Origin of the sequence: Desulfogranum marinum (genome assembly GCF_016918565.1) — a bacterium.
Taxonomy (GTDB): domain Bacteria; phylum Desulfobacterota; class Desulfobulbia; order Desulfobulbales; family Desulfobulbaceae; genus Desulfogranum; species Desulfogranum marinum.
The window spans coordinates 13893-26093 of sequence record NZ_JAFFQD010000033.1; the positions used below are offsets into that span (position 1 = coordinate 13893).

A 12201-nucleotide genomic window follows, 5' to 3' on the forward strand; every position below is an offset into this window, starting at 1 on the left:
TACCTCGAAACGATTACACTCGTTGACGGACATAAACCGCTATATTTTCTCAAATTTTTCAAGCTGTTTTGGTGCGTGTAACGCACCCTGCGGAATCAGGTACCTCAACAGGTTACCAATTACCAAATCTTCCTCGATTGTCAAACGTCGGGTTCGTCGGAAATGGCCAGATGCCATATATCCATAGGTATGCCATCACCGTTGCAGGGTGCATTTTATGCACCCTATCCGAACCGCCAATGCCCTTGGTTTTTGGTAGCTATTCGAATTCAGAACCATTTCAGCAACCTCACAAGCCTTATGTCAATGCCCGAGTAGCCACCAAAATTGATGGCGTACGAATCCCGCAAGAAACGATGTGCCCATCACAGCTTGGTTAGTAACCCCTGAAGAGCATGAAGCGACCACCGGGCATCATAAAGAAAACTGGATAACCTTTATTGTTCTCCACGGACAAATCCCTTATCATTCGCGAACCTAGGGCGCAAAGGGCTGAGTTCCTTGCGCCCTAGGCAAGATTGCTATTCCCCCCCCTGAATTTCGGTTGAAATACAGGTGCCCTGGCCCGGGCTGGACCAGATGGAGAGTTTCCCCCCCAGGAAGGCAATGCGCTCACGCATGCCGAGGAGGCCCAGTTTGTCGGTCATCTTGTGGCCGGAGAGAACCTCTTCGGGTTCGAAGCCCACGCCGTCGTCAATCACCTTAAACACGATCATGCCATCGGGTCGGTGGGAGAGAAAGATCTCCACGCGTGTGGCTTCGGCGTATTTGAAGATGTTGTTCAAGGCTTCCTGGGCCAGGCGGTAGATGGTGGTTTCGATCGCCTCGGAGGGCCTGTTGTCGAAATCCTGAGCATCGAGGAGCAGGACCATGTCCACCTTCTCTTCTATGCGGCTCAAATACCACCTGAGAGTGGGCACCAGACCGAAGTCCCGCAGCATGGGAGGCCAGAGGTTGACGGAGAGGTCGTGGGCCTGTTCAGCGAGGCGACTGACAATCTCTTCGGTGTCGGCAAGGAGGTCGACGATTTTCTCCCCTTTGCCTGTGGTGATCATCTTCTCCATGGCTGCAAGATTGAGAGTAGCCGCGGTGAGGGCCTGGCCAATCTCGTCGTGCAGCTCAAACGAGATCTTTCGGCATGTGGTTTCCTGCATCTCCACCACCTTGGCCGAGAGCCGTTCCAGCTCATGGCCATGCTGCACGGTGGCCTGCATGAGGTTGACGCTCTGGATGGCCACGGCAAGAGAGGTGGCCACCTCTTTAATGGTATCGAGATTTTCGATGGTAAAGCTCGGGTCCGGAAACCGGGAGAGGTTCAGGCACCCGATGAGTTCATCATTTGCGACCAGAGGCATGCTCACGTAGCCGTCCCGACCTCCTTCGGATGCGTGAAAGTCTGCAACCATGGTGTTCTGAGCGGCCTCGATCCCCCGGATAACGATACGTTTGCCCGGGGTCAGGCGTTCTGGCTTGAAATCGTCCATGGGATAGTGCTCCCCTTCGGGGACCCCGTACCCGGATTCCGTGTCCGAAGCCACCACGGTTGCTCTTGTTCTGGGGAAGTCAAACACAACGACACAGGCCCAGAAAGCCCCGTAAATGTCCCTCAAATACTTCAGGACTCTCCGAACTGTTTCCGATGAAAAGCTGCCGTCTAAAACCGCCCGATCGATGCGATTCATTACCCTCAGCTGATTGGAATAGTATTTCAAGGATGTCTCCACCCGTTTGCGCTGGAAGGTGTTCACCACAAGAATAAATATAATAATGCTCAGCACCGTGATACTCAGGACGATGCTCCACACCAGCTTTTTGTAGGTCTGGTAGAAGGAAAACGGCACGTTGATCACCTCGGCACCGGACGGGAGGGACGCCTCTTTGATATGGAACCGGATCATCTGGTTGTAATCGAACATGTGCCGGTTCAGGCTCTTGGTAAACACGGGAATGGCCTGCACCGGGGTACCCGCCATGATGCGCAGGGCGATCTCAGCAGCCTTTTTCCCGTGGGCGCTGCCGCTTGCCATCATCCCACCCATGACCCCGTTGCCGAGGTGGTTATCCCAAAAGGTGTAAATGGGGGAATTGGACGCCTGGGCCACACGTTTCAGGCCCTCGTCCAGGGAGAACTCGCGTCCGGTGCGGTCCACAGTGAAGTTGACGAAGAGCACCAGGGAGGCCGGCGGCAGGGAGCTCACCTCTTCCTGGAGCTCCTCCATGCTCATGGCGGGGATAAACCGGAAGATGGATGCGTCATCCATCTGTTTGAAGCTGGAAACAATGGTTTTCAGAGTGGCAATGCTGGTGTCGGTCTGATCCACCACCACGAGAATTTCTTTGGTTCGTGGATGGAGGCGCAGGGCGGTTCGGACGGTCTCTAGGATATCTATGCGTTCCACCACCCCGGTGAATCGGTCGTGCCCAAACATCTCGAACTCTTCGTAGTAGTTCACCCCACAGAAGACCACCGGGCTCTCAGAAAAAAGTTTCTTCTTTTCGTCCAGGAGGAAACGAAAGGCCGAATCGTCGGTGGCAATGATCACATCAAAGCGGGTCTGGCGGTATTTCTCCTTCAAGAAATCGGAGAGGCGGCTCATTTGGCGGGTGTTGTCAAATCGCTCCGCATCCATGTACTCGTAATAGACCCGGAGTCTCATGGCAGCAGGATCCACCTGTGTCAGCCCGGAATCGATCCCCTCCGAAATGCTGTCGTTCCAAACGTGCCCCTTGTGAAAGGAGTGCAGGATCAGGATATTCTGCTCCTGGATCACTTGGGAGTGCGCCGGATAAGCCCAGGAGAACAGGTACAATACAAGCAGCATAAAGAATTTTGGCAACAGTACTCTGTCAGTCACGATGCACATCCACCCCTGAATCGATGATAAGAAATCTCTTTTTCAAACGACCTTAAAAAATGAGCTTATCCGGCCCATGTTCTCCTGCGACAACAACTACCCTATCTGTTCAGCGCCACACAGGCAATATTTTTCACTTTATTATGTGTACTTATCTGTAAGACTCCATACTGAAATGCACTGTTGTGACTTAAAATCACATTTTGGCTAAATTTCGCGCAGACTTCATGGACTTGAGAAGTTCCCTGTTTTAGATGAATTACTATCCGACCTCGCATATTTTCATGAATTCCAGAATGTTTTAAGTACTCTTATAGATCGATACTCAATTGCGTATAAGCAGGAAGAAAATCTTCAAACATTTTCAGAACTGGTCATAGATTTTTATTATTCCACTGCTCCTGATGGGTATGATGCTCTGTATGCCTTGAAAGAGCGGTATCCAGTTGGAAGTGACAAGAGAAAAGTGATCGACTTCCTCAATGAGATTGAAGATTCAGGATGTGATGAGGAGGATATTGCGTTTTGAAACCTTTCAGATGGAGATTGATGCTGCCAATCTCAACAAAACTACTGATCTAGAAAGTTACTTTGATCGTTGCAAGAATGGATATGTCCACCCTAATGGAACTGGCCTACAATGGAGTCACTGCAAAGAAGAGATGTCCAAAGAGAAGGTAATTTCAGTAGCTTGTCATTGAAGTTTACATTGCCAGGACGAAGGTAGTGAATTCTGTCACAGACTCAAACGAGAGGTGTTTCTTGTGAAGGTCCTGGCCTGTTAGACTGGAACGTTGCTCCATTTTCAGCATGTGCCTCCACGGTGCCAACACTACAAAGTTTTGAAGTAATGAACTACTACCGAGATGGAGCCTTCTTTTTTGCCGACCAAGAAACCCAGCTACACCCGGGAGACGAAGTGGACATCCTGACAAGCAGCGAGCACCTGGTTGATTTGAGTAAGCGCTGGCATGCCGAAAAAAAACAGGAAGGATCATAGAGCTCAGTCCAAAATCATTCGCATACTACCTCTGTCAATCTTAGCCTAACCTATAGATATGGTAATTAACTGGGATCTTATATCAAATTTTGCTATCGCCATGCTGGCCATTGTCAACCCGATGGAAAAAATTCCGCTATGGGTCGCCGCTTCTTCCGGAGAGCGTCGCTCCTTTCGCTGGCTACTGGCAGGGCTGGTCATCGTGACCTGCGCCTCTATCCTGCTCTTTTTCCTCTGTTTTGGCCAATTCCTGCTACTGAAGCTGAAAATTGACCTAGCCAGTTTCAAGATCGGCGGCGGACTTATTTTGCTGCAATTTGGCTTTAGTGTCCTTAAAGGCACGGCTGTAGAATTCGACGATGTGGACCGCAACGAATCAACCACTACCCTTTCCAGAGTACTTCAACGCTACCAGCAGATCTTTATTCCCATAGGAGTGCCGGTCATTGCCGGGCCGGGAGCTATTACGACCGTCATTATTTACGGTCACGAAAGCGATTCTCTGCTGACGACCATTTTTCTGAGCGTGACCCTGGTCGCTGTCCTGCTCATCCTCCTGATGGCCCTTCTCAGCGGTTCCATCATCCAGAAGGTCACAGGCACCCTGCCGCTCGAACTTGCTTCTCGGGTTTTTGGCATGATCCTCATCGCCATCGCCGTCCAGTTCATGGTCGAGGGCCTGGTGATCACCTTTCCCGGATGGGCCGCAATTCACTAGCCAAGGTTGCTCAGGCGCAATTCGCTCTGGCAGCTCTATCCCCTGCCATCTCTGCCTTTTTTCGACAACTCCCAGATTGCTACTTCATCCTGAGCTTAAACGTTTTTCAAGTGGCCGCCCATCGTGCTCCGCTTGCTTTGGGCTCAGATGTTCCGGTCCCTTTTTCATTAACATATTAATGTGATATGTTTTGTTAGCCAGGATGAGGGGGGGGGGCTGCAACACTTGCACATTGCTCATAATTCACCAGAGAAAGGGTAGCGTATGCAACAGGCAATAATAGATGATTTGGTTCTAGTTGGCATCGGTGCATCAGCCGGAGGGCTTGAGGCACTGAAAGCACTGCTGCCCTCGCTTCCGGCGACAGGTAATGTTGCCTATGTGGTGGTGCAGCACATGGACCCGCAGCACCACAGCCTGCTCGCCTCGCTGCTGAAAAAGACCACCGACATTCCTGTTGTCGAAGTGGAAAACGATCTTGCACTGGAGGCCGGAAAAATATTTACTACCCCTGCCGGCCACAATATTACGGTGCGAGATTCAAGGCTCGTGCTTTCCCAAACCGAGTCAGAAGGTGGTCCCACGCCCAATGTTGATCTTTTCTTCACCTCGCTTGCAAACCACTATGAAAAACGCAGTATTGGCATTATTCTTTCCGGCACCGGCAAGGATGGCGCCAGAGGCCTGCAAGCCATAAGAGCCGCCAACGGGATCACCCTGGTGCAGCAACCGGAGACTGCCAGATATGACGGCATGCCTAAGACTGCCATTGGCCTGGGATGTGTTGACCTTGCCCTTTCCCCGGAAAAGCTCGGCCAGGAAATCGCCTCAATACTGGATACCGGTACCGTCAGCGAGCCCACCAGTGACAACGAAATCAATTCTGGCGACCTTAAGCGCCTGATTACGGCCATACATGAGCATACCGGATACGACTTTTCCGACTACAAGGAAGCTACCCTGCATCGTCGTGTATGGCGGCGCATCGCTGTCCTCAAATTGAGGAATATAGCAAACTATCTCGCATACACCAAAAAAACACCTGCTGAATACCAGGAACTGGTAAAGGATGTGCTGATATCGGTCACCGATTTTTTTCGCGACCCAGAAGCCTTTGAGGCACTGGGTAAAGAGCTCAAGCGATCACTGGGATCCGAAGACAGGGAACCGCCCTTTCGGGTATGGATTCCCGGTTGTTCAACAGGAGAAGAGGCGTACTCCCTGGTCATCCTGTGCGCAGAAATCCTCGGGCAGGCCTTTTTCAATTTTGATCTTCAGTTCTACGCAACAGACATTGACGCGGAAAATATAGCCTATGCCCGCCAAGGCATATACCCCCTCTCCAGCCTCGAAGCCATCTCCTCTGAACGTATAAGCAAATACTTTACCCATGATGAGGGATTTTATCGGGTCATCAAGCCGCTCCGCGAACGCATTGTCTTTGCAAAACAAGACGTCATTCACGACCCGCCTTTCGCCCGCCTCCAGCTCATCGCCTGCCGCAACCTGCTCATCTACTTCAAGCCGGAACTCCAAATGAAAATCCTGGAGACCTTTCACTATGTCTTGAATGCCGACGGCCTCCTTTTTTTAGGAAAAAGCGAGTCAGTCTTCCAATGCGAGGGCCTTTTCCGACCGGTCTCTAAAAAGCATAAACTCTTCAAAAAAGAACAGGCTGCAGTTCGCTATCCCCCCCATGAAAGACGGAATTTTTACTCCACTTACCAGCGCTCGCACCTTGGCAAAGTAAAGGCGGAAAAAAGCAAACCCTCTTTTGGCGAAATCATAGACAGCGCCATCGCCAGTATGTTTTGTCCCTCTGCGGTACTGATCAACAACAAGACCGACCTGCTGTTTATTAAAGGAGAAGCAAGCAAATACTTCCAGCTCCGTGAAGGCAGCCTGGGAGCGAGTGTCATTGATCTGGTCAATCCGGAAATTCGCCCCGCTTTGCGTTCATCCATCATTCGCGCGCAACGTGAAGGCCGGGAAGTGAACTGCAAACGCATACGCTACAACGACCCGGACGCCGGAAACAGGTACGTGGATATCCGGGTTCGCCCTCTGGAAGCCACAAAGGAACAGGGAGGATTACTGGTTGCCGCTTTCAGTGAAACAGCGGCGCCTGAGCTCGTCCAGGCGGTAGAGGAAGCGGATATAGACGAGAAGGACAGACAACGTGTAATTGAATTAGAACAAGAGCTTGCTGCTGCCTATGAACGATTGCAAACCACGGTGGAAGAGCTTGAGACGTCTAACCAGGAGTTACAATCGCTTAATGAAGAGCTGCAATCCTCCAATGAGGAACTGCAGGCAACCAATGAAGAGTTTGAGACCAGCAACGAAGAGCTCCAGGCAACCAACGAGGAGCTGAACACGGTCAATCAGGAACTGCAGGTAAAATCACAGGAGCTCAGCGAAGCAAACGATGACCTGGAAAACGTGTTCCGCAGGCTCGATATCCCCCTGGTGGTGATCGACAAAGAGATGCGCATTCGACGCAGTACGCCTACAGCAACATGGATTTTTGACATCAGACCAGGAGAAGCAGGGCAGGTGATCACCAACGTCGGCACCCGTTGCACCCTGCCGAATTTTCGTGAGCACCTTGATCAGGTGATAGCCACGGGAAAAGTCATCGAGTTGACCATCTCCGGTGCAACCAGGGTCTATAGCAGTAAATTTCATCCGTATCATGATGAAGCTGAGACCATCAGCGGAGCCATTCTCTCTTTTTATGACGTAACCTCGAGCCATAGGCGCCAGCAGGAATTTCAAGCACTGGCGGAAAACGCTCCTGACATAGTGGCGCGATTTGACATGCAGATGCGTCACCTGTATGTCAACAATGCCGTTGAAGAGTACGCGGGCCTGGAAAAAGAGGAGTTCATTGGCAAGACCAATCGCGAACTGGGCATGCCAAAGGATCTCTGCTCACTATGGGAAGAGGAGATGCGCAAGCCGCTCCTTACCCAGCGTGAACATGACTTTGAGTTCACCTTCCCCTCTGTTGACGGCAGAACCAGCCATTTTCACGCTCGGATTGTGCCGGAATTCTCTGCCAGTGGCACCATATCCTCCCTCCTGCTGGTATCTCGCGATATCACCGAGGAACGGAATAAACTCCTGGAACTCAACGACACCTTGAGCAGTATCAGCGACGGCTTCTTTTCCCTCGACCAGGACCTGCGTATAACCTATTTCAATCGAGCCGCGAGCAAACTTTTAGGCCGCAGCCCTGATGAGGTGCTGGGAGAAAAAATATTCGGCGTGTTTCCAGAGGCTGCAGGATCAATTTTTGAAAAAGAGTACCTAGCTGCCCTGCGCGACAAGCAACCTCGAAATTTCGAAACCCACTTTGAGGTTGAACCGTATACAAACTGGTACAACGTCAGAGTGTTCCCGAAAAAAAACGGGATATCCGTCTATTTTCAGGTCACCACTTCCCAACATAAAACCTTGCTGGAACTGGAACGAAACAAAAAAATACTGCAGGCCATCATTGATAACATCCCGGTAATGATAACCACCTACGACCAACGCCACCATATAACACTGGTAAACAATGCCTTTGAGCAAATTACGGGATGGACGCAGGAAGAGGTCAATACCGTTGACGTGATGGCACAATGCTACCCAGACCCTGAGCTGCGGAAAAAAGCAGCCCAATATATGGAAAAAGGGAGTACTGAATGGAAAGAGTTTCCCCTGACCAATAAAAATGGCACGACCGTGGATACAGTCTGGTCAAACGTAAAACTCGATGACGAGTTCCGCATCGGCATAGGACTGGACATCTCAGAAAAAAAATTGATCGAGAAAAATCTGCGCGAACACCAAAACGTTGAGTCACTTGGGACCCTTGCCGGGGGGATTGCCCACGATTTCAATAATATTCTGGCGGTTATCCTTGGTAATGCAGAGATAGGCCTCGATGCTGTTGACGATTTCAACCCGGCCAAACGCTCCCTGGAAGCGATCATTCAAGCAAGCAGGAATGCCGCTGAACTCGTCAAACAGATATTAACCTTCTGCCGCAGGGAACAGATTAAAAAGGTGGAATTGGATACACCGGCAGTAGTCCGCGAGGCACTCAATTTTGCCCGCGCTACCATCCCAACCACTATCGATATCAGCGAACGAATAAGCTCGGATTGCGGTCCAATTCTGGCGAACAAGACGTATATCCACCAGATCGTAGTCAACCTGTGCACCAACGCCGCCCATGCGCTCACGGACGAAAAGGGAGAGATATCTGTGGAATTACGGCAAGAACAGCTAGCAGATAGAGATCTCGTCAATGAACCTGCAATCGATCCCGGCTACTTTGCCGTCCTCACCGTGGCGGACACCGGATGCGGCATGAGCAAGCAGACGATGGAACGGATCTTTGAACCCTACTTCACAACCAAGGAGGTCGGCAAGGGCAGCGGAATGGGTCTTGCCGTTGTCCACGGTATCATCAAGCGAAGCGGCGGATTCATTAGGGTCAGCAGTACCGAGGGAAAAGGAACCCGGTTCAGGGTTTATTTCCCCATCATACCCAGTCGACAACACCAGCAGGCTGCTGGCGGAGAACAGCCACAGACCGGGCAGGCACTACCCAATACACACATCCTCTTTGTTGATGATGATGACGGGATAGTACAACTCAACCAACGCCTACTCCATCACGCTGGATACGCGGTCACCGCAATCAACGACAGCGAACGCGCACTCCAACGCTTCCGCAAGGCACCTGCTGCCTTTGATCTCATTATCACCGACCAAACAATGCCTCACCTCTCCGGTGCTGAACTGGCAAAGAAAGCGCTCGCCATCAGAGCAGATATACCGATCATTCTCTGTACAGGACACAGCGCTGTCATCGACGAAGAACAGGCAAAAGCCATCGGCATTAAGGCGTTTTTGATGAAGCCAACAGCCAGAGAAGAGCTCCTTGCCACCATACAAGAAGCGCTCAACCAGCAAGATAAGGATTCCTTTCCTGATCAGTAGCGGACCAGGCGCCCGTGAGAACCCAGCCCCTGAGGTGTGCAATGTGCTTGTCTTTCCTGGAAAAACAGCATCAATTGTGTAATGCAGGCGCACGCCACTGCGCTGTGAGGCGACCTATGGATTGCGTTTTTTCAACAAGGAATAAGCCCCGATTCCCAAAACAAGGAGAACCGCTAGACCGACCAGAACAACCGGATCGACCCTGACAAGCCCTCTGCCTGACACGGGGTTATGACTGTACGGTTTTCGTCGTCGACCAGGCGCTGATCCACCTGCTCCAGCGTAGAGGGAAACACCGTTTTCCCGCCACGGCTGAAAAACCAGCAACCAATTGACCAGTCCGCGTGGATCAACGATGGGATAGAGGGCGATATCGGGCAACCCGACCGCAGTCCAATTACGAGGGGTGAGGTTGACATGGGAAAAAGAAAACGCCCTGGGGATAAACGAAGGATCGCTTGGATTAAACTGCCTGACAGTCCAATATGGCCAGACCCAATCCAGATTATGCTGGATGGCTTTGGTATTCAGCAGCCCGCGGGCGTGAAAGACCATCCCGGCTCTGAGCAGTTCTATAGGCTCCTGAACCTCTGAAGGTTGAACAAAACTGCGCAGTCGAGCCAAAAAGGTAACCGGATCGAGAAAACCATATTTTCTTGCTGCTCGATTGAGCAGGAACTTCCAGGGAAAAAATCGAAAAATCATAAATCACCGTTTATTCACCATCATCCCTACACCAGAATCCTGCCCCAGAGAGTCATCACCGTAAACGGCGGGTCCCCTTCATCAGCAACACATGCTTCCGGTTGTCCGATGCAACCGGAATTATCCTCTTTTTTCGGAAAAACTTCTCTACGGTGCCACACAGCCACCGCTCTACCATCGTGTTTGGCAAGTACTCGCCCTCTCTCCACATCCACTCTCCCCCAAGGTACCGGAAAAGTTTATCCCAGCCCCATGCACCAATCATACTAACCGGCACCAAGATTGCAAGGATCCGTTAAAAGCGCGGGCACCCAACAAAGGAAGTGTAGGAGCGCATTGTAGCTCAGCTGCTGCGTTGAGGGGTACGCTGCCCCCGGCACCAGATAAATACCCCGCTGTTTCGGTAAGAGACCGAAACAGCGGGGACGTCGATTACCTACCAAGCAGGACCAGGGCAGTGAATCGATAAAGATGACAGCTGTGAGGGTTAGTACAGGAAGGCATCCCGCAAAGCATTCACGGCAGGCTCAGGTATGTCGTGTTCTTTCATAACCTGTTTGAGCTGCTCAAAGTGCTCTTCTTTTCTAATCAATGACTTTTCTTCGTCGAGCCCTTCTTGAATAAAACCAACGACAACCTCTTCTACTGCGACATCTTTTGCCTCAGCAAGGACGTGTAATTTGTTAAACACATCAGATGCAACAGTAATTTTCATTGTATGCTTTTTATCAGAAACATCATGTTGTGCAGTTTTCATTTTACCTCCTGCTGTTTTTAGAACAATTGACCCGTTATAGGTTTTCTCCTCTTCCTCGGCATGAAAAATTTAATGAATAACCTCTTCAAATTTTCCATGCCCCCAGTTTTATGAAAAAAACAGACAAAACATTCCTACATAACCGCATGTACCTCTTTTGGACATGCATTCAACCAACCTTTTTATAAGGAGATACAATGGCAACTAAATCAGAGATTTATAGATGTGAAGCTTGCGGCAATATCGTTATGGTTCTGCATGGCGGCGATGGCGACCTGGTCTGCTGCGGAGAGGACATGGTGTTACTCACGGAGAATACGGTCGACGCTGCCACGGAAAAGCACGTTCCTGTTATCGAAAAACTCTCCAACGGGTACAAGGTTACCGTAGGGAGCACCCCTCATCCTATGGAAGACAAACATTATATCGAGTGGATTGAGCTTGTTGCCGACGGCATAAGCTATTACCAGTTTCTCCAGCCAGGAGCAGCCCCGGAGGCCTTTTTCTGCCTTGAAGCAACCGATGTCTCGGCCCGGGAGTACTGTAATATTCATGGGCTGTGGAAGGCATAGCGACTTCCGCTTCCTGCTCCCCTTTTCTGTCCTGGAGGAACCGCAACGCACTGTCCCTTGGGGTACGGTGCGTTGCTCCTGTTCTCCGTGCAAGGCCCTCTCCAGCAGCAACTACAGGTTGAGTGCACTTACGACGATCAGCAGCAGGTCTCCATCTGATAGTGCTTGCCGTCGACATTGACAAAATGTATACCGTCTAGCTTTGGCAACCCGGCTATTTTCCAGGCTTTCATCGGATTTATAAACTCGTTGTTCATACATTGTTTCGGCTGGTCCACATGCTTGCAAACATAATTGAGCATAGGGAAGGCTTCGTACTGGCGGTAGTACTTTCGTATAAACTCAATAATTTCTATCTGTTCTGTCGAAAGTTCGTCAATACCAAGCCGTCGGGCAATAGCCCTAGCTACATCATGGTTCCAGTCATCCTGGTTAACGAGAAAATCTTCCTCATCCAGAACAATTGTTTTTCCGGCTACAGTCAATTCAGGCATAATGGACTCCTTGTTCAATTCATGGTTTACCTTCATTTTTGCAAAAGGCATACCATGAGAGCAGGAGCAGAGCGGTTCTGAGGAATGGAAACGGAGAGGGGC

General features: G+C 50.7%; 9 protein-coding genes. 4 read left to right on the forward strand and 5 right to left on the reverse strand.

Going from position 1 to position 12201, the window contains the following annotated elements:
- Positions 1–521 precede the first annotated feature (521 nt).
- The gene (locus JWH17_RS24415; protein ID WP_205223790.1) at positions 522–2855 is read right to left on the reverse strand and encodes an ATP-binding protein; all 2334 of its coding nucleotides are present in this window, start codon (positions 2853–2855) and stop codon (positions 522–524) included.
- An 823-nt stretch (positions 2856–3678) separates the two neighbouring features.
- Between JWH17_RS24415 and JWH17_RS16675 the strand changes: the two genes are divergently transcribed.
- The 3 genes from JWH17_RS16675 (at position 3679) to JWH17_RS16685 (ending at position 9571) form a co-directional block, all read left to right on the forward strand.
- Entirely contained in the window at positions 3679–3855 is a 177-nt protein-coding gene (locus JWH17_RS16675; RefSeq protein ID WP_205223791.1) for a TrkA C-terminal domain-containing protein, read from the forward strand.
- A gap of 58 nt (positions 3856–3913) precedes the next feature.
- Complete coding sequence (locus JWH17_RS16680; RefSeq protein ID WP_205223792.1) at positions 3914–4573, forward strand: MarC family protein; 660 nt, start codon at positions 3914–3916, stop codon at positions 4571–4573.
- Between the two features lie 264 nt (positions 4574–4837).
- The gene (locus JWH17_RS16685) at positions 4838–9571 is read left to right on the forward strand and encodes a chemotaxis protein CheB (RefSeq protein WP_205223793.1); all 4734 of its coding nucleotides are present in this window, start codon (positions 4838–4840) and stop codon (positions 9569–9571) included.
- A gap of 114 nt (positions 9572–9685) precedes the next feature.
- Here JWH17_RS16685 and JWH17_RS24890 read toward each other — a convergent pair whose 3' ends face one another.
- The 3 genes from JWH17_RS24890 to JWH17_RS16700 all read right to left on the reverse strand — a co-directional run bounded on the left by JWH17_RS24890 (position 9686) and on the right by JWH17_RS16700 (position 11033).
- Entirely contained in the window at positions 9686–10276 is a 591-nt protein-coding gene (locus JWH17_RS24890; protein ID WP_205223794.1) for a hypothetical protein, read from the reverse strand.
- Between the two features lie 26 nt (positions 10277–10302).
- The gene (locus tag JWH17_RS16695) at positions 10303–10485 is read right to left on the reverse strand and encodes a hypothetical protein (RefSeq protein ID WP_205223795.1); all 183 of its coding nucleotides are present in this window, start codon (positions 10483–10485) and stop codon (positions 10303–10305) included.
- 278 nt (positions 10486–10763) lie between these two features.
- On the reverse strand, positions 10764–11033 hold the full coding sequence (locus JWH17_RS16700; RefSeq protein WP_205223796.1) for a hypothetical protein: 270 nt from the start codon (positions 11031–11033) through the stop codon (positions 10764–10766).
- Between the two features lie 197 nt (positions 11034–11230).
- Between JWH17_RS16700 and JWH17_RS16705 the strand changes: the two genes are divergently transcribed.
- On the forward strand, positions 11231–11605 hold the full coding sequence (locus JWH17_RS16705) for a desulfoferrodoxin (RefSeq protein ID WP_205223797.1): 375 nt from the start codon (positions 11231–11233) through the stop codon (positions 11603–11605).
- Positions 11606–11742: 137 nt separating this feature from the next.
- Here the strand turns inward: JWH17_RS16705 and JWH17_RS16710 are convergent, their stop codons facing one another.
- Positions 11743–12099 carry a TusE/DsrC/DsvC family sulfur relay protein gene (locus JWH17_RS16710; protein WP_205223798.1) on the reverse strand — a complete coding sequence of 119 codons (357 nt, stop codon included), beginning with the start codon at positions 12097–12099 and terminating at the stop codon, positions 11743–11745.
- Positions 12100–12201: the final 102 nt, after the last annotated feature.